Origin of the sequence: Cohnella ginsengisoli (genome assembly GCF_029525555.1) — a bacterium.
Lineage (GTDB): Bacteria > Bacillota > Bacilli > Paenibacillales > Paenibacillaceae > Cohnella > Cohnella ginsengisoli.
In genome coordinates this window covers 2127386-2147158 of record NZ_JAPDHZ010000002.1, presented here as the reverse complement: position 1 = coordinate 2147158, position 19773 = coordinate 2127386, and the positions used below count along the sequence as shown (strand labels likewise).

Genomic DNA, 19773 nt, shown 5'->3' with positions numbered 1-19773 from the left:
AGATTTAAGGGAGAAACTAAAGAAATCGTTGGCACATTTGGGACGAACTTGGATGTGAACTGCGTTATGAATCATAGGCAGGGCAGATGCGTAAATAAACAAAGGCATAAATTGACCGTTGGAAGGAGCGGATCCGGATGGACTATGAGGAAAAGGTCCGGCAGGAGTTGGAAAATTGGGAGAACAGTTTCTACAAGACACCAGGCCTGCTTGAGAAAGCATCGAAGAAGGTCGGAGACAAGATCAATGCCATCATTCCAGCCAAAGTGCAGAACACGATAACGGAAACCGTAAAGGCGATTGTCCGGACGACGCTTTTCGGAGCTGAATATATGCCTAAGAGAATGGTTGAGCGTTCGCTTACGTTGGAGCAGGCCGACGAGCAGGCGAGACAGGTCATCTCCCTCTATCAAAAGATCGCCGCAGCCGAAGGCGCCGGTACAGGCGCAGGCGGAATTCTGTTCAACGCGGTTGATTTTCCGGCGCTTATCGCGATCAAGATGAAGCTGCTTTTCGAGCTTGCGCATGTGTACGGCTATTCGACCAACGTTTTCTCCGAGCGAATCTTTATCCTATCGCTATTCCAGTTGACCTACTCGCAGAATAGGAAACGCAGCATGATGCTGAACCGGTTCCGGGACTGGAACAACGAAAAGCTTCAATGGTCGTCGGATGCAGAATATTACAAAGATCTGGACTGGGAAACCTTCCAGAAGGAATACAGGGACGCGATCGACTTCCGTAAAATGCTGCAGTTGGTGCCCGGTATCGGTGCGGTCGCCGGAGCTTGGGCCAACTACAGCATCGTGGAGGAACTTGGCGGATTCGCAATAAACGGCTACCGGATACGGAGATTGGCGGACAACGCTCGTTATGAACAGTGGGAGTAAGAAAGTAATGAGCCCTATTTCATTTTTCTAGACAGCAGTTTAATTAATTATCTTCATATTATTGGAGGACTATTCTAATATTTCGAGGAGAGATATTTACGAAGTATAAAAAAAATATTAGTTATTGCGGTTCTTTTGCTTTCTTATATCTTGGCGTGTTGGTTAGTCGATGTTATCGGCAGTAAAATCGTCTTGGATGCTTCAGGACGTTCTTATAATCTCGAAAATCATTTCTTTTACAACGAATACATTTTCAGTGGAAGTAATACCGAGCTTAATTTCAAACTTGATAGGATTTTCTTGCTCTGTACAAGTGTTGTTTACTTGGTTTTTAACCTAATGAAAAGCTACAGGGGTACGCGCCGTTGATTCGAAAATTTAGCTAACTGGGAGACGATAACGTGGCGTCAGGTTGAATTTAAAGGGTATAGCCAAGGCGTTTTTGATTAAGTTGCGGGAGCACATTGAAACGGGGGACGGCAATGGATATTTGCTTTTATGACAACATAGAACTTGCAGCAAACGAACAAAGCTTCGTATTCATTGATAGAGTGTATTGCTTAAATTTCAATGAGTTTAGCGAAGACACGTGGGAACAACTTAAGCAAGTTTATTTGGTATTGCCGCAATATCTCGTAAAGAGCCATCCATGTTCAATGTGGTTTGGCGAGGAAGGAGAGTCAAGATCTTACCTACACGCCTCGGTTGAACCCTCAGGATTACAAATTGTTGGAGAATTACCAATGGAACAATGGAAGCTATGGGAAAGTGCCTTTCATGCTCAACTTTCCAGATTCTCATTCCCATCATTTGAATGTTGAATTGCTGCGCTAACGGCAGGATAGCTTAATCACTAAACGAATACCTTATATATGCCGGATTTTACTAAGTTTGCAATGGAGGAATAGATGAATATTAAACATGAAGAGCTGATTTATGCCTTACGCCAATACTTCAAGAAGGATATAATCGCTGTCGACTGCCAGACGATGCCGTTACAGGGCGGAACCGTGGGAAATGTGTATCTGGTATCGGGGACCGCAGAAACCGAGATAGGCGAAATATTATCGTACCGTATCGTACTGAAAATCCAGAAGAAATGGGAGCGTTACGGCGACCCTGGCTCTTGGCGTCGAGAATATGATCTCTATTCATCCGACTTGGGAGCGACTTTCTCGGAAGCCCTCCGCTGGCCGACATGTTATCATGCCGAGTTCAATGCCGAAGTTAATGAATACCATCTGTGGCTGGAATATATCGATGGCGTATCCGGTTTAAAATTAACCGGTGACATGTACGAAAAGGCCGCGCTGGAGTTAGGGCGTTTTCAAGGCAGGCTGTATGCGGAGCAACCCGCGGTGCTGCAGAGCCTGAACAACCTTAGCGAAGCAGATCTCATGAAAAATAAATATTTGCATTACCGGTCATGGCCGGTTGTCTACGACTACATACGATCGGAGGACTGCGAATTGCCGCTGCATGTGCGGCAAATGCTCATCGACATCGATGAGCAAGCAGACGGGATATTCGCCCGTATTGAAAAATTGCCCCTCGTGCTATGTCACCGGGATTTCTGGGTAGCCAACCTGATATATGCTGACGGGAACTTTGCGCTCATCGATTGGGATACCAGTGGATGGGGTTATCTGGGCGAGGATCTCGCAAGCCTGATCGCGGACGAACCCGATATCGATCAGATGGCCGAATATTACCGGCGATGTATCCCCGCGTATTATAAAGGCTTATTGGAGTATACGGATGTATCCAAAATCGAGGATCATTGTGTCTACGAGATTATCCTTCTCGTATTCGGGTACAGGCTTGTGGATGGTTACCTTCACGCAGTGGCTGATCAAGAGAAGACGGATTATGCCCGTACTCTCCAAAAAAATCTATGAAATGAAGAACATACCCTTGATGATCACATCAGCCTGAACTAAGGGGAACCATACGAACGAGCATTGCGGCAGCCGGCAAGACAAACGGCTGCCGTTTTTATTGAGGTAACGGGCCAGGATAGTTCAATAATAGCTGGATTAGTCATTTTTTATAGCCAGCAGAAACTTTTAATAAAGCGTGAACGTCGAACCACTATATGGGAAATTGAGGATGAATGATGAAATTATGCGCCAGGTCTGAACCTATTCGAATTTGAGGTGATCGTTCATGATCAAATGGGTGTTAGCATTAGCGGTTGTATGTGCGATGCTATCGGGTTGCAGCGAGAATTCGGGCAGACCTAATGACAATTCGATCAATCTTACTACTGCGCCTGCACCAAGCGATACAGTCCCCCCCCCACAGAGAAGCCTAAAGCGTTCCCCGTTGTGTACGATCCTTATGATCCAGACCAAGCAGTTTCGAATGGCGATGTAGTGAACGTTCTCGGGAAAGTATACAATCTCGACATGTGGAATCTTTTCCTGGCGAATGTCGACAATGGCATGCCTAGTCAGGTTCGTATTACGCAGTATACGGATGAAGGCGACCCGATCTTATATGAGCTGGTCTATGATGGCGCTGAGGCGATTACTTATACATACGACAATTCGAGGGATGGATTTGGCAGCGAGACAGGCCGCCGGAGCACGGTGTGCCGGGGGGATTGAGCCCGAGCAGAACAAGGAGTTTGGCCCGCATTACAAGCTGATCGGCTGCGATGACGATACCGATAATACGTTCTGGTTTTCGAGCATAGCTGTTGGAGCCGAAAGTAAATACTACGGAGAAAAGTTAGAGATTGCCGAGTTAATTCATTTACGAGTCCGTTATATCGAAGAAGGGGATTTGGTGAAATACCAAAGTTTGCTGCATAAAAAAAAGTCCCCTATATCAAGCATACGATTCCGAACCAGAAAAATTTCCGGCGTACAAGGTAGACGGAATTCATCTCACTACCGACATTGAGGTCACTGAACAAAAGAATGTGTTCCAGGCAGTAGTACAAGCGGAGGAATTAAGAAGAAACGACAATGAAAGCAGCTTAGTGAATTCGACTTTTATTTTTACAAAAGGAAAAGCAGCTCCCGATAATAAATGGTTATTTCTCGACATTGATTGACATTGCTCCACTGAACACTTTGAACAAGCGGAGTAAGATAGCTCAATTGAAAACAGCGGTAGCGGTCTAAAAATCGGCTGCCGTTCTCAGTAGGCTAAAGGGCAGGGTAGTTCAATCACTTCGCGAATAATTTAATTGTAGAATATTTACGAAAATCCCAAATTTGGAGTTGAAGGTTATGTCAGGAATTAATGTTGCTTATACAAATGAATATCAGGAACATAAGAAAAAGTTCGAATATATTTTTAATAATAAGTTTATGTCTAAGGAAACCGATGAAAGACTGTTGCCAGACGGGCAGCATATTCTAAAGACACATTATTACTTTGATGATAGCCATCAAGTATCAGAATACAATGTAAGAGCTTCAAAAACTGACGTGTTGGACCAAATGGGGAGAATTGTAACGGAGTTAAAGAATATAGACTCTCATGTTGATTTCTTTTCAATGGTTAAACATTCCAACGGTAACAATTATCTGTTTTTTTCGACTGAGCTATATGGATATAGTGTTTTAGATTTGTCTGATTATTGTACTTATCATTTCATCCCAGCCGAGAGTTTTAAGGAAAAAAAAGAAACATTCATTTGGACGAGTGTACTATACTGTGCTCAAAATAATATTCTGGCAGTTGATGGATGCTATTGGGCTTGCCCTTCAAGTACATACTTTTTCGATTTTTCCCATCCGACTGAAATTCCACTTAAAGAATTATATAATTCCTATGATATGGACGGCGAGGTGAATATAGATACCGATGTAGTACCTTTACGTTGGAATAACGATGGAACGATAGTTTTAAAATGTTGTATAGATGAAGAAGGCGAGAAAGAAGTTGAAAAAACAATAGATGTATTATCCCGCAAAAAATAAGCAGTTCATGATTTGATTTGATAATAAATAAATTGTAGCCGATTCGGATTATTACTCAGACATTTATATTGTTCAGCTAACGGGCAGGATGGTTCAATCGTTTCTCGAATAATTTTTGTGATGGAGTATTTACAAACTTCGTGAATATCACTCTATAAATCACAGATTGAATTAGATTTAAAAAAGGAGAAATCATGGGATATATAATGGATTTAAGAAATATAGTCGGCTCACGACCATTAATAATGGTCGGAGCATGTGTTCTCATTTTTAATGAAGTTGGTCAACTTCTTTTACAGAGACGAACGGATAGTTTTGATTGGGGAACAATTGGAGGATCATTAGAGCTGGGGGGAATCTTTAGAAGAAGCGGCAAGTAGGGAGTTGTTTGAAGAGGCAGGATTAAGAGCAAGATCATTTAAATTTATTACACTACTTTCTGGTAAGGATATGTACTATAAGTATCCTCATGGTGATGAAATATATAATGTCACCGTAGTTTATGAAGCAATAGATGTTGAAGGAACGCCACAAATTAATGATGATGAAGGATTTGAGCTTAAGTATTTTTCAATAGATGAACCAATAACAGATCTAAATCCGTCAATTGAAATAATATTAAGGAAATCAGGATATATAAAGAACTGGTAGTAATTCAGCAAAGTTGGTGACTTCATATAACATCATTTCCACGCTTTGGAGGCTGGCGGCTCCTCGGTCCGCCCGAAGGGTATGTGCAGGGAAGCGGGGATCAGGTGGACATATCCGCACCACCTGACAGCACCGCGGCCGCCCTTCGGGCCCGTCGTGAATACAACAACGATATACTCAAAGTGGGTGAATTCAATTTCTACAAGTGATTTAAAAAACGAAGATGACTTAAAGCAAGGATCTAAAGTAAAGAAGAATATAATTGTAGTCTGCTCTGGTTTTTTGCTACTTATCGTTCTGACATTGATTTTCGGAGGGTACATATTAGACCAATTTTTTAAAAGCCTTTGTGGAGCTGCAAGTTGTTAGACAAGAGCATTTTGACTAGTTTATCGATAAAGTCATCGCCAATACTCGGTCCGCCAAATGCATTTGGATTTACTTTTACAACAACACGGCATGTATAATTATCAAGCAAAATGGATGACTTCCCTAAAAAGGGAGTATTCAATGTTGAAGTACTTCTTGCGAGGGGCGTCTTTGAGCTAAACATTCCTGTAGAGCTTAAGAAATGAGCTTTGTAAAAAAAGGGAGCGCCTCGGTATGATGGGTTTGTCGACAACACATCAAGGAGGCGCTCTTAAATTGAAGTTTAAGCAATCAGACGCACAAAATCAACGGATTGAACGAATTAGCACCTCGCATCTCGTTGTAGGGATAGACATGGCGAAAGAAACTCATGTAGCTCAGGCTACAAACTTTCGAGGAATCGTTATCTCTTATCGGCATCTCTCATTCTCAAATACTGTGGAAGGGTTTGAGAAGTTGAGGCGCTGGATGAATGAGTTACAGCAGAAGCATCGATTAAAACAGTTCATCATCGGCATGGAGCCTACCGGCCATTACTGGTTTAATCTTGCGAACTGGTTATCGGATAAGGATCTACACGTGGTGATGGTTAACCCTGCTACGACGAAGCGTAACAAGGAAAACCGAGATAACAGCCCCTCAAAAAACGATCCCAAGGATGCGTTGGTCATCGCAGATGCAGTCAGCCGGGGCTTCTACTATGAGTACACGCGTCAATCTCATGCCTTTCAACGATTACGGACGATGATGAGTGACCGGGAATTTTGGGTGACGAACAGCGTACGGCTGCAGAATCGGATCGTACGCTGGCTGGACATTCGCTTCCCCCGAATATCTGTCTGTATTCAAAGACTGGGGCTGCAAGCGGTCATTGTCGACCCTTAAAACCTTCCCCTTGCCCGCAAGATCTGGAGACCTATACGGTACCGGATATCATAGATGCTTGGCGAGTTCATATGCAGCGTGCCGGGGGTTCTACGGGGATCGAGAAGGCTGCACAGCTCATTGCTCATGCGAGACGCAGTGTCGGAGATCGAACCGCTGTTGAAGAAGCGAAAGCAGATTTAAAACGGCTTATTGAGGAATACGAACGAGTTACCGCCATGCTTAAACAGATGGAAAAGGACGTCGAGACTCTGCTCTCTGAAATTCCAATGGCTCAGCAGCTCCGTACGATAAAGGGGCTCGGAAAAATCTTCACTGCGGCCATTTTAGCTGGCACAGGAGACTTAAGACAGTATGCACACGGACGTCAGGTGCTTCGGAAGGCTGGACTAAACTTGGCTGAAAGTATGTCTGGTAAGCGAAAAGGGCGAATTGTTCTTTCGAAACGAGGCGACTCAGCCTTGCGAAAATATCTTTATCTTGCGACGGTTCAATTGGTTTGGAATAATCCCGTCTTCCGTCATTTACACGAGCATAATGTACAGAAAAAGAAGATGAAAAAGCAGCAGTCCATCTTTAAGTTAATTGGAAAGCTGGCACGGATTCTAGTCGGTATTGTTCAACGTGGAGAAACGTTCACGCCACAGAAAACCGTTTTGTCCTGGACAGAAGCAGCCTAAAGAAAGCATCACGTATATTGACTCATTCGCAGGATTTTACAAAGAAAGCACGGAGGACCGAGTTCGTTCTCCTTAAGGGCTAAGACCCATCCGCTAAACGCTATCGGTCTCCACACCTTGGACAGGTATAACGAAGGAATGTAAGGGCATTGACCCGTTGAGATCTGGGAGGGTGAACCTCCAGGGGATTGTGGAGTATGCGTGCAGTAGAGTTCGAAAGGGGAATATTTCCTTTTTTGTTCCTCTGTTCCTGCATGCTCAGCCCCCCGGCTCAACCGACATCAACTGCGTTGCTTGCTGAGATTAACCTGAATCAGGGTGATGAAATCCTGCGAATGAGTGAGCATATGTGAGATAAATCCTTAAAACCGAGGGACGGAGAACGATTGCGCAATAAAGAAGCGGTAGCCTAGGGCATTTTTTTGGGCAAAATGTTTATTATGAAGTAATCATGAGGGGAAGGGAATATAGTGGTGAAGAAACCAGTTAAGCTGAATGATTTAGTTGGTGAAATCGAGATGCAGATTGACGATACTTTTACATATATAAATTTAACGACAGGCGATGTTATAACGCTAACAAGAGACGAAATGAGTGCCGCAGAAGATGAAAAGCCAATCGACAATTTTCCAGAATTGAAAAAGGAAAACATTGAAAAAGCAATTCAGATTCTTGAGGATGAGGATAGTGTATACGTAGACTTTACATTAAGAAATGAATTTAATGAATATGAGATTATAGAAGATTTTATCAAGGCATTGGAGCCTCAAGAAATTCGAGAAGAGCTATTTGCTGCTATTCAAGGACGAGGAGCATTCCGAAGATTCAAAGATAACATAATTGAACATGGTCTTGAAAAACAATGGTATGACTACAAAGAAAGAAAAATAAAGGAATTAGTAATTGGATGGTGTATGGATCACTCTATTGATATCCAAAGTTGAGCTAACTGGCAGCTAAGCGGAGATCAAAGGAGGTTTTGTTAATTGTCCCCTAGAGCAATTCTATTCGACCTCGATGAAACCTTGACCGATAGAAGCAAATCATTGATGAAGTATAGCAATGCATTCATGGAGAGATTTAATTATTATTTAATGGACGTAACTTCTGAACATGTCTATCGTTTATTAAAAGCTGCGGACGGGAATGGATATCGATCCAGGGATGAAGTCTTTGCCCAATTAGTACAGGAACTACCTTGGTCGACTCTGCCTCCTGAAACTTCTCAAATGAATGAACATTGGTCCTTAACATTTCCACTGTGTAGTGAACCAACGTTCGGAATGTATGAACTACTCGACGATCTCAAATCAAGAGGAATTATTCTCGGGATAGTAACAAACGGGGGAACTATTTCCCAGAATAAAAAAATAGATTCTTTAGGTATTCGAGATTACTTCGAAACAATTATTATCTCGGAAACGGTTAAAATGAAAAAACCAGATGCGGGGATTTTTAATCTTGGACTTAAAGAATCTAATGTTGATGCTTCTGAAACCTGGTATATCGGAGATCATCCGACCAATGATATTCTTGGTTCATCAAACGCTGGATTGACACCAGTATGGATACGCGGAATTCATCCTTGGGTGGATGGAAATAGAGAACCTAAATACCAAATTGATTCAATCAATCAAGTCTTATCATTAATCCAAGCCGTTAGATCGATGAACTAACGGGAGACGTTAGTTAAATAAGGACACGAAGGCAGCCGCCATGATAACGATCGGCTGCCTTCTCCACGCCAAAGGGCAGTTTTGCTTATTATAATAATTTGTAATAGAAGGGGAAAATAAAATGGACAAGAATATCGCTTATAGAACAAACATGATAGGCGCTAGTGAGGTGAGGGTCATCTCGGTCGACATGGATAAGCGCATTGTTCATGAAACAAATGGCTTATTTTGGGATGCAAATGGGAATGAGATTTTAGGAGCAATCTCTCTTCCGTTATACGGAGCATTTGTTTCAGAGGAAACGTGTCAGCTTTTTGGCGATGTCTCGGGAAGAAAGGTACTGGAAATCGGCTGTGGAAGCGGTCATTCCTTGCAATACCTAGGGGAACGCAAAGCTTCGGAATTATGGGGGGATCGATCTGTCGGAAAATCAAATCGAAAAGACAAGACAGCAATTGACGGGGCGCGGCCTTTCAGCGACTTTAATCTGTTCTCCCATGGAAGAAGAATGCGGCATTCCGGAGAATTATTTTGACTTTGTTTATTCGATTTATGCCATAGGCTGGACTACTGACCTTGAAGGCACTTTTCGTCGGATTGCTTCTTATCTAAAAAAAAGACGGCGTATTTATTTTCAGTTGGTCTCATCCGATACATAAATGCGTTGCCGCAGAAAAGGATAAGCTTGTTTTTAAAAAGTGCTATTACGATGAATCTTGGTACTCGGTATCTCTCGGTGAAAATACACTAACCTTATCGGACCGTAAACTATCCACCTATGTGAATGCATTAGCAAAAGCGGGATTTGTCATCGAGCAGATGATCGAGGATTCCGATGATGAAATAATGCAATCACACAATAGCGATTTTGCACAAAAAGCGAAGATGCTTCCAGTGACTTTTGTAATCAAGGCACGAAAACCATAGTCAATATAGTAAAAAAGCTGGGTATAGTATAATTTTTCCAAATATGAAGAGTGGAGGAATTAAGAATGCCCGAACAAACAGTAACCAGCAGGCTAGAGGTATTAGGAATAATTCTACCTAGCGCAAGTGAGCCAGCGGCAAAGTATGCAAACTTCATAAATGTAAACGGGCTCCTGTTCGTTTCAGGGAAGGGCCCTTCAGGAAGTCCTAAGGGTAAGCTGGGCAAGCGGTATACTACAGAAGAAGGATATCAATTTGCAAGACAAACCGGGCTCGAAATTTTGGCTGTAGTAAAGTCGGCGCTAAGTACATTGGAGAAAGTAAAACGAGTCGTGAAAATCCAGGGTTTCGTAAATGCGGACGCTAATTTTGAAGAACACCATAAAGTGTTAAACGGTTGTTCTGATCTGATGCTAGATGTTTTTGGGGAAAAGGGTATCCATGCACGTTCAGTTTTTGGAGCTGTTTCCGTTAGAGATAATCTTCCTATCATAATTGATTCAATATTTGAGGTTGAAGAATAGATCGAACTATAAGCAGCATTCTACATGGGTTATGTCATGGAATTAAGACGACTTATAGGGACGCATCCCATAATCATGGCTGGCGCTTGCGTGTTATTGACTGACGATAAAAATCGCTTGTTATTAAAACGTAGAACCGAGTTTATGCGGGGTGCCGCTAATCAGCATGCTCTGCTCGGCCGAGGCTAGCGTCACCATGCGTGACCGCTATCAGCTCTGCCCCGGGAGGGGGGAGACGATCTAGGCGTCGTGTTGCGTCTAGGGAAGCATTACCTAGATCGGGTCGAGGGCAATTTGGCGTTCCGCAACTCGGGCATGCGCTCCGACCATCCGGCACTGAACTCCGCCCGGGAATTGACCCTTTATCTAAAAACGCATTTCTTTGGCATTCTTGATTAAATATAAAGGATGGTGCGTTATGAGTCTTCTGGAAGAGATCACTTCAAATCTATTGCTAAGCCGACAAGGACGGAGCTAGTAACGCAGAGCGTTCCCCACCCATTCCTTCGTCATCGGATCGAAATACATGATAATAGGCCCCAGTAAGCCATCCAACTCGGTATTAAATTGTACGGAAACAACAACATCGAGCGCTCTGTTTTGGATCTTATGGGGCACGTTTTCTCCAGCCTCTACGGCTACGATGGCTTTCTCTCTTGGCGTTGTCAGCGTTTTTCTTTCTTCGTCGGACAGTCGGTTCCAGGCCAGCTCCCGATAATGGTCTTCCTCTTTAACTTCGTCGTAGTGGTAAACGTAATAGTACCAACTGCCGCCCAAATCCGTGTAATCCTTTACGTAACTTAATTCCGAAGGATCGCCCTCCAGCAATTCCGGCAAGCTGAGATAGGAGATGCCTTGCCGATATAAGCCGGGCTCCTCGTCCATCAGAATATCAATCGTTTTGGACGGGGCGTCGTTTAAGGAAGAGATCTCTTTTATTACGCCTTCTTGGAATAGCCGTTGAGCGAACGACTGAACAGCGGGGTCTCGGATAGAGTCGACGGCGTACTCTTGATGAAGGATAACGGGACGTGTCCGGAATACACTTTCATTTTCGAGCATGTAGTTGCCCAGCTTCTCTAATCCCTCGCGTCTTTCTTGGAAATACGCAACCACATCCGCCTTCGGATACTTCAAGGCTTCGTCCAAGTTCAAAGGAAGGATGAGATCGCTCGCTTTTATGCGTTCCTTGCCCGTGCCCGAGCCTCCCCGTTCTACGCAACCGCTGGCGATAAGGATGATGCAGATCAGCATCGCGACGACGCTTGCCGTCAATGGCTTCATCAGGTTCCCTCCGACGGATGGTTGTTTACTCGCCTAAATGTTTATATGCAATGAAGATTAACGATGATAAATGCCAAAAAGTTACATAAGTTGGTAAAGGTTCGAAAATAAAATACGGCGGCAGCGTTGGACTTGATTTTTCAGTCCAAAGCTGCCGCCGTTTGATTGATGAAGCCGATTAAGCCGGCGATGGGAGCGGAATGTCGATCGCGAGCAGGCAGCCGACGCCGCCGTTCGCGGAGACGGAGAACGTGCCGCCGTGGCGCTCGACCCGCTCCTTCATCGCGTTCAGGCCGAAGCCGAACGGACCGGCTTCGTACGGTTGCCCGTCGTTTGCCAGGCGGAAGCGGAGCTGCGAATCGGCAACGCCCAATTGGAAGGCGAAAGACCGGCTCCCGCCATGCCGAATCCCGTTCGTCAGCCCCTCCTGAAGCGCCCGGTACAGCGTCGCGCCAAGCGCTTCGTCCAGCGCGGGCAGCGGCTCGATCGCGTATTCGATGGAAACGCCGGGCAACGCTTCCGTCCGGCGGAGCAAGCTGTGCAGCGCAGGGAGCAGCGCTTCCTGTTCGTCGGCCGTCTTCAGCATCCGCACCGTGCGCCGGATCTCGTCGAGCCCTTCGCGCACCGATTCGCGGGCGACATCCAGCTTGCCGGCAGCCCGCTGCGGGTCGCCGTCGAACAACAGCTTGGCCGCTTCGATCTGGATCATGGCGGCCGTCAGCGTGTGACCGACCTGATCGTGCATGTCATGCGCGATCCGGTTGCGCTCCTCCAGCACGGACACTTCCGCAAGCGCCTGCGCCGTCTCGTGCACGGAGTCGATCAGCTGCCGGTTGGCATGCTCCAGCTCCGCCGTACGCTCCTGCACGAGCCGCTCGAGCGAACCGGTCAGCCGCGACAGCTGCAGGTGGACGCGCACGCGGGCAAGCATGTCGTCGAAGACGACGGGCTTCACCAGATAATCGTTCGCGCCGGCATTGAAGCCGGCCGCGATGTCGGCCGGACTGCCCGTGGCGGTCAGCAGCAGGATCGGCAGCGTGCCGGCGTCATAAGACAGGCGCAGCGTCCGGCATAGATCGTAGCCGTTCATAATCGGCATCATGACGTCGGCGATGACCAGATCGGGCTTGCCGTTCGAGGCGATCCACACCAACGCCTCCCGGCCGTCGGCTGCCGGAACGCATTGCATTCCCTGCAGCGACAGCAAATTAATCAGGACCTGGCGGTTGATCGCATCGTCGTCGACGATCAGCGCGACGGCTGCTGCGAGATCGGCGCTCGGCGCGTCAGGGGACGGTATTGAAGACGAAGCGGGCGCAAGTGATGCATAGGCAAGTTCGCCGTGCTCCCCTTGCGCCGATTCCGGTTCAGCAACCGCCGTTGCCGACGCTGCTGCTGCCTCGGCTTCGACCGCCGCCTTCTCAGCTGCTACCGTCGCTTCGGCCGCCGCTTTCTCGGCCGCTGCCGCCGCTTCGGCCGCCGGCTCTGCTAACGCCGCCGCTGCTTCCGCCTCGCCGCGCTCGGCGATCGGCAGCGTGAACGTGAACACGCTGCCTTTGCCGGGCTCGGAGACGCAAGAGAGCGAGCCGCCATGGAGCTCGACGAGCTTCCGCGCGAGCGGCAGACCGAGTCCTGCGCCGCGCAAGCTGGATTCTCCCTGCTCGAACGGCTCGAACAGACGTGGCAGCTCCCGCGGATCGATGCCGATGCCCGTATCGGCGACCGAGACGTGCAGCTCCCTGCCGACCGGCTTCGCCGTCACGCGAATGACGCCGGCATCGGTATACTTGATCGCATTGCCGATCAGGTTGAACAGCACCTGCTGAACGCGATTCTCGTCGGCGAATACAAGGGGCGCATCGTCCGCGACGTCAACCGAGACGCGCAGCCCCTTGTCCCGGGCAAGCGGCGCCACAAGCGCGGCGACGACGCCGGTCAGCGGCGCCAAGGCAACCGGTTCGCGGTTGAGCCGCAGATCGCCGTGCTTGAGCTTGGAGATGTCGAGAATGTCGTCGACCATGTGCGCGAGCCGCTTGCCGCTGACGGCGATCATCTGCAGCTGGCCGGCGAGCGGCTCGCCGACCGGGCCGGCAGCGCCGCGCGCGAGCGTATCGGCAATGCCGATAATGCCGTTCAGCGGCGTGCGAAGCTCGTGCGACGTGTTCGCGAGAAAGTCGTCTTTCAGCTTGTCGAGCTCCGTCAGCCGGACGCTCTTGCGTTCAAGCTCTTCGGCATGCCGCTCGACTTGGGCGTACACCGCCCGCACCCGTTCCCGCAGCACCATCCCCATGCAGAATAGCAGCACGAAGAAGGCGTGCATGAACCGGCTTTGCTCAAAAATCAATCGGTCCAACCACGGCCACCAAATGCCGACAGCCGAGAGGAAGTAGACGGCCAGCACGGGACCGAGCGCCGAGAAGCCGGCCAAGTACCAAAGCGCTTCCGGGCTTCGCTGCCGGCGGTAGTGGGCGACGGAATGCGCCAGCACGATCGCGATGATCGGCAGCATGAGCGCGAAGAACGCCGTGTTTATCGCCGGATAGGCAGGCGGATATAGCCTGGCGGCGCCGATCGAGGCGGCAAAAAACAGCGGCATGGCCTGCCAGAGCCGGCGAACGATTTTCCGGTAACCCGGACCGAAAACGGATTCGTAGAACAGGAGAAAGAACATGACGCCAAGCGGCACGATCGCGTTCACGTAGTAAGGATACAGATACGTATCCGCGAACAGCTGCAGGAAAGGAAACGTCCGTCCGACGCACAGCGACGAGATGTAAAGGGCGAACAGGGCGAAATAAAGGTAGCTCCGGTCTTGGCGGGAAAAGAAGAAAACGATCGCTCCCGCGCCGATCAGCGCGGAGACGAAGCCGAGCGCGATCAAATACGCGTACTCCCCGAACAACGCGGCAAGCTGATCGGCATAGCTGCGAATATAGACGCCGCCTGCGCCCGCATACTCATTGTCCTTGTATACGCGGATATACAAGGTGCGATCGGAGGACGCGTCGAGCGGCAGCGGCGCACGCCCGAGGCTGGAGCCTGGCAGGACGCGGCGCTCGTACGGCTCGCTCATGCCGCGTTCCAGGATGACGGTGCCGTCCAGGTAAACCTCGTAGTGCAGCAAACCCTGAACGAACAGATTCGGGTCTCGCCACCGGTTGTCCGGGAGCTCGAGCGCATACCAGAAGTAGCCGGTCGCCTTGCGTCCGCGGTATTCCTGCCATACGTCCCGCGCGCTGCGCCACGGAGCCGCTTCAAGCCGGTCGTCCGTCAAGTCGCCAACGTATGCGCGAAGATTCTGCTGCGCGCTGACCGAAAAAACGTTAGCGAAAGAGGGCGTGACGCGGTGGCCCAGGACCGCGAACGGCACGAGCGGAATAATCGCGATCGCCAGCACGATCAGCATGACGATATACGGTTTGGTCTTCGACAACAACATGGAACTCTCCATTCCGGCTCGTGAATATACGTTTGCACCGTAGCACCATCATCGCCGCTTTTTTCGGCGCGTGACCAGTGACGGAGGTCATTGTTTCGGTCACGGTTTGTCCGCCCGCCGGGCGGCCGTCCCTGCCTGAAGTCAATCCGCGCTGGGGTCCTTCGGTTCCCCTTCCCGCATCAGGCCCTGCAGCAGCAGGAGCGCCTTGGCGCGATCGTTCGTGCCGATTTTTTGATAGATGACGCTGACGTAGTTCTTCACCGTGCCTTCGCTCATGAAGAGAAACTCCGCCATCTCCCGGTTGCTTCGGCCCTCGAGCATGAGCAGGATCACCTTTTTCTCGCGGTCGGTGAAGCGGATCATTTCCTGGCGAAGCCGGTTCGGATCGAGCACGTCGGCGGGCGCCTTCGTCAGGAAGGCGAGCCGCGACGCAAGCTTCGCGGCGACGGAGGCGGGCAGCATCAGCTGGCCCTTGACCGCGTCCCGTATCGACTCGACGATCTTGAGCGCGGGCAGATCCTTGAGCATATAGCCGCAGGCGCCGTTCGCCAGGGCATCGACGATATACTCGTCCTCGGCGAAGGTGGTCAGAATCAACACGGCGGTCTCGGGATGCTCCCGCTTGATCGTTTTGGTGCTCTCGATGCCGTCACGGCGCGGCATCCGAATATCCATCAGCACCAGATCGGGACGCAGCTCGCGGACCAGCTCGCAAGCCTGTATGCCGTCCTCGGCCGCGCCGACCACTTCCATATCTTTTTGCAAGTCGATGATCGTCTGCAGGCCGTCCCGCATCAGCGTCTGATCATCGGCGATGACTACGCGAATCATTAGAAAAGACAACCTCCGCCTCCACGTTCGATGAACCTATTATATACCGCGCACGCGCTGAAACGGCGATATTCTGACAAATTTCGTCATAGTGACGCCGGTAACTGGTCATTCGTATTCCCGGATCTTACAATTCAGCGTGGAAGAATAGAAGGCCGAAAGGGGAGATGCGGCATTCTCGTTCATCGACGTTTAATCGTGCGGAGGGGAAATACAAAGATGACTCGCAAGATGATCATGCTGCTGCGAGACGCCATTGCGCGCCGCTTCATGCGCGGAGCCGTCCGATCGGCAGCGGCTGGCGGCCGTTATATTCGCGGCTGGCGCCTGGGAATCGCGCTTGCGGCCGTCGCCTGGATCGCCGTGGCGGCGTTCGCGTCGGCGGCACAGGCGGACGAGCCGCCCAAGCTGACGGCGGTCGCCGTGCAGATGACGGCAAGCGACAAAGGCGTCGTCTACCAATCGTACGCGAATCGCTACGTGGTAGGACCGAACGGCTGGCTGGAATGGAAGATTACCGTAAAAGAAAAGCTGGCAGGCTTCACCGAAGGCGCCTTATACGTTTTCGATAAAGACAGCGCCTTGAACTGGTGGGAGCGCAGTCGAGCGGTCATCAAGAGACAGGAAGGCGACCATACGCTTGTGTTCCGTTTCGAGCCGGGACTTTCCGATCCAAGCGGACCGCTCACGCTTGATCGCAAGCTGGCGCTCGACGGCCAATACGGCTCGATCAAGTACTATGCGCTTAATCCGGACAACGGACAGACGGTCCTCAAGTCGACGACCGTCATCGACCTGTCGGGCATCTCCGGCATGGCCGCCGCCCAGTTCAAGCGCGAATACCCGACGCTGACGATCACGCCCAATCCGGCCGATCTTCAGCGCGGCGGCCAGCCGCCAAGCGGCTTGTCCGTCGACCGGATCATTGTCGACGTGAAGGACGCCGTGCTAGATCCGCAAGACTTCGAGTTCAAGTACAGGCTGAGCGCCGGCATGTACAGCAAGTCGGTCGACTGGACGACGATGGCGGAGCGCAACTATATTCCGGTGCCGCCGGAAGCGCGCGGCAAGTCGGCGGACTTGGATATCGAGGTGAGAGACCGCGGCGGCAATTGGAGACCCTACACCCTCTTTATCCCGGCCCCGGCGGGTTCGTCGAATCCCGGGTCACGATGAATCCCTTCTACGTCATCGGCGGGGGCTCCGGCGATGCGGGGAACCGATACCTCGGCATGCTGGGCGACAGCGGCGCCGATCCGATGATGCGCGCGGACGTCCTGCGCGCGGCGGTGGCGGATTTCAAATATTTGCGGCAAACGTACGAAATGCCGAGAAACGCGTACACCTGGCTCGCTGCGTTTGTGTACAGCACGGGGCAGAAGTCGGTGAACGGCTACAAGGGCTATGCCGACGTGGATCTGGCGAAGAGCGGCTACTTGTGGAGCGCAAGCTCCGTTCTGCCAAAACAAGATCTGCCGGTCAAGCCTTTCTCGGACACCTATCGGGCTGTCGAGACCAACCCGCTGAACGGGCGCCAGTATGAAGGATACTGGGCTGTCATGCCCAACGGGGACACATCCGCGCTGGGCGAAGGGACGCACTATCTGTACGTCAAAACCGTAGACGCCGTCACGGGCGGCTTTATGTGGCAGCAGGTGTACTACGACGCGGACCGCTTCTTGACCGACAAAAACGCGACCAACCCCGTGCCGGTCAAGCTGATCAAGGATACAACGCCGCTCAGGATCGACTTTGCGGACCAGCCGCTCGCCCGCGGCGATTATGTCATCCAGGCCGAAGTCGGCGACAACACCGGGCTGGGCGCAGTCCAGTACATGGTCAGCGAATACGACTTCTGCGCGCGCAGTCCGGGCGCTTGCGAGTCGATGGGCGCCAAATGGACGGACGTGCCCGTGGCCGCCGGCGGCAAGACGGCGCATGTGGGCATTGACACGACGCCGTATTTTACGGACCGGTCCGCCTTACGCCTTTACGTCTACGTCAGAGGCGTCGAGCAGCGCCACAAGCAACCTCCTTATGACAAAGATCCGTTCGCGGCCGGCAACAAAGCCAATATCGTCGCGGCCTCCTCTTCCTATTACGTTCTGCGGGGCAGCGACGCGCTGGAATTGAAGGCGACCTACGTCGACCGCGTCGACGCGCAGGGACGGTTGACCTCGGCGCCGGAGCACAGACTGCGGTTATACACGCACGCGGCTGGCTTGCTCGCCGCCGAGGGCGACGTACGCTACCGGATCGAGAAGGACGGCGGCGCGGTCGTTCAGGATTGGAAGAACGTGCCGAGCGGGCAGGAGATCGTACTCGCCGGCGCGGATGGCGAATACCTGCTTCGCGCGCAGGCGCTGGATGCGGAAGGGAAGGCCGCGGGCGAGGCGTATACGCAGTCGTTCGTCATCGGACCTGCAGCGTCCGCTACGGCCGTATCGGCCAGCTTCGACACGACGGAGATGACGAACCGGGACGTGACGCTTACCCTGACGACCGGCGTGCCGGTGAAAATTCTGAACTGGGACGGCGTCGACCCCGCTCTAGCGGACACGTCGCATACGCTTGCGATCAAGGACGCGACGCCGTTCGGCTCGCCGCTCACGATTCAAATTCAGCCGGACGGCGGAGAGACAGAGACGATTCGGGTGTCCGTCGGACAGATCGACAAGACCGGCTTTGGCCCCCTGGCCGGAGGCGGGGCGGCCATCTATTCGACCAGCCAGCCGACCGCGGGCGAAGTGACGGCCTATCTGTACGTCGGCAAACGGGTCAAGCCGGGCGTCGGCGACGGCATCAGTTACCGGAACGGCTGGCTGTCCTACACGTTCGCGGCGAACGGCGAGCATGTGTTTGAGGCCGAGGACCTGGCCGGCAGCGCGCTCCGGGGCTATGTGAACGAAAACAACCGCAAGGCGGCCGTGACGTGGATCGACAGTACCGCGCCCGCCGTATCCGTCTCCTACAGCACGACGGCGCTGACGAATAAGCCGGTTGCGGCGACCTTGCAGCTTCCGAGCGGATTCACGGTGATCAACAACGGGGGAAGCGCGTCCTATACTTTTGCGGACAACGGCGAATTCGTCTTCCTCGTCAAAGACGGCAACGGCGTCGTTCGCGAGTACAAAGCCGCCGTCGCCAATATCGACAAGGAACCGCCGGCGCTGACGCTCGCCGGACCGCTCACGTATCCGGTCTATCAGGGGCTGCCGTTTACGTTCGACGAGCCCGGCTTTACGGCCATCGACAACCGGGACGGCGACTTAACAGCGAAGGTTGGCGTGTCCAGCCAGGTCGACGTGTACAAAGGCGGCTACTACGAGATCGTCTATACCGTCACCGACAGCGCAGGGAATACCGCACGCGGAACGCGGGGCGTATCCGTCATGGAGATGAACGGGATCAATGTGTTCGTGAACGGGATCCGACTGCGCGGCGACGTGACGGTATCTCGGGGAACGCTGCGCTTCGACATTGCCGGTCAGGAGAGCGACGACCTGGTCTTCAAGTATTTGCCCGGCAAACATGCGGCGGGCGCCTTCAAGAGCGGCGGCACGCCGATAGCAGACCGCACGCTTGCACTTAACGAGACGGGCTGGTACACCTTCTTCGTTCAGGACCGGGAACGGCGAACCTTCGTCGGACAGATCAATGTGCAGTAGGAAAAGGGAGAGAA

Annotated in this window: 14 protein-coding genes and 2 pseudogenes; 13 read left to right on the top strand and 3 right to left on the bottom strand. The window is 51.1% G+C overall.

The genetic code is table 11. The features are described from left to right. The first annotated feature begins 137 nt into the window (after positions 1-137). From OMP38_RS10015 to OMP38_RS09970, 11 genes and pseudogenes are all read left to right on the top strand, one after another. Positions 138-890, top strand: a complete 753-nt coding sequence (locus OMP38_RS10015; protein ID WP_277564939.1) for an EcsC family protein — start codon at positions 138-140, stop codon at positions 888-890. Positions 891-1798: 908 nt separating this feature from the next. Beyond that, positions 1799-2788: an aminoglycoside phosphotransferase family protein gene (locus tag OMP38_RS10010; RefSeq protein WP_277564938.1), complete on the top strand. Its 990-nt coding sequence runs from the start codon at positions 1799-1801 to the stop codon at positions 2786-2788. Positions 2789-3298: 510 nt separating this feature from the next. After that, positions 3299-3499 carry a DUF4362 domain-containing protein gene (locus tag OMP38_RS35725; protein WP_420869630.1) on the top strand — a complete coding sequence of 67 codons (201 nt, stop codon included), beginning with the start codon at positions 3299-3301 and terminating at the stop codon, positions 3497-3499. After that, positions 3453-3797 carry a hypothetical protein gene (locus tag OMP38_RS10005; protein WP_277564937.1) on the top strand — a complete coding sequence of 115 codons (345 nt, stop codon included), beginning with the start codon at positions 3453-3455 and terminating at the stop codon, positions 3795-3797. The genes OMP38_RS35725 and OMP38_RS10005 overlap by 47 nt, the downstream gene beginning before the upstream one ends. 332 nt (positions 3798-4129) lie before the next feature. Next, positions 4130-4825, top strand: a complete 696-nt coding sequence (locus OMP38_RS10000; protein WP_277564936.1) for a hypothetical protein — start codon at positions 4130-4132, stop codon at positions 4823-4825. 384 nt (positions 4826-5209) lie between these two features. Next, positions 5210-5476, top strand: coding sequence for an NUDIX hydrolase (locus OMP38_RS35720; RefSeq protein WP_420869605.1), 267 nt, complete (start codon positions 5210-5212; stop codon positions 5474-5476). A 645-nt stretch (positions 5477-6121) separates the two neighbouring features. Beyond that, positions 6122-7410 (top strand): annotated as a pseudogene (locus OMP38_RS09990) (IS110 family RNA-guided transposase). A 470-nt stretch (positions 7411-7880) separates the two neighbouring features. Next, positions 7881-8354: a UPF0158 family protein gene (locus OMP38_RS09985; protein ID WP_277564935.1), complete on the top strand. Its 474-nt coding sequence runs from the start codon at positions 7881-7883 to the stop codon at positions 8352-8354. A 42-nt stretch (positions 8355-8396) separates the two neighbouring features. Next, entirely contained in the window at positions 8397-9086 is a 690-nt protein-coding gene (locus tag OMP38_RS09980) for an HAD family hydrolase (RefSeq protein ID WP_277564934.1), read from the top strand. A 121-nt stretch (positions 9087-9207) separates the two neighbouring features. Further along, a pseudogene (locus OMP38_RS09975) lies at positions 9208-10013 on the top strand (class I SAM-dependent methyltransferase). Between the two features lie 65 nt (positions 10014-10078). After that, a complete protein-coding gene (locus OMP38_RS09970; protein ID WP_277564933.1) occupies positions 10079-10537 on the top strand; it encodes a RidA family protein in 459 nt (152 codons plus the stop codon). A gap of 474 nt (positions 10538-11011) precedes the next feature. Here OMP38_RS09970 and OMP38_RS09965 read toward each other — a convergent pair whose 3' ends face one another. The 3 genes from OMP38_RS09965 to OMP38_RS09955 all read right to left on the bottom strand — a co-directional run bounded on the left by OMP38_RS09965 (position 11012) and on the right by OMP38_RS09955 (position 16091). Then, entirely contained in the window at positions 11012-11821 is an 810-nt protein-coding gene (locus OMP38_RS09965) for a hypothetical protein (RefSeq protein WP_277564932.1), read from the bottom strand. A gap of 178 nt (positions 11822-11999) precedes the next feature. Next, a complete protein-coding gene (locus tag OMP38_RS09960) occupies positions 12000-15254 on the bottom strand; it encodes an ATP-binding protein (protein WP_277564931.1) in 3255 nt (1084 codons plus the stop codon). A gap of 147 nt (positions 15255-15401) precedes the next feature. Next, positions 15402-16091, bottom strand: a complete 690-nt coding sequence (locus OMP38_RS09955; RefSeq protein WP_277564930.1) for a response regulator transcription factor — start codon at positions 16089-16091, stop codon at positions 15402-15404. A gap of 219 nt (positions 16092-16310) precedes the next feature. Here OMP38_RS09955 and OMP38_RS09950 point away from each other — a divergent pair, with 219 nt between their 5' ends. Both OMP38_RS09950 and OMP38_RS09945 read left to right on the top strand, forming a co-directional pair. Continuing rightward, on the top strand, positions 16311-17267 hold the full coding sequence (locus OMP38_RS09950; RefSeq protein WP_277564929.1) for a hypothetical protein: 957 nt from the start codon (positions 16311-16313) through the stop codon (positions 17265-17267). After that, entirely contained in the window at positions 17204-19759 is a 2556-nt protein-coding gene (locus OMP38_RS09945) for a DUF5011 domain-containing protein (protein ID WP_277564928.1), read from the top strand. Before OMP38_RS09950 ends, OMP38_RS09945 begins: the two co-directional genes overlap by 64 nt. The last annotated feature ends 14 nt before the right edge of the window (positions 19760-19773 follow it).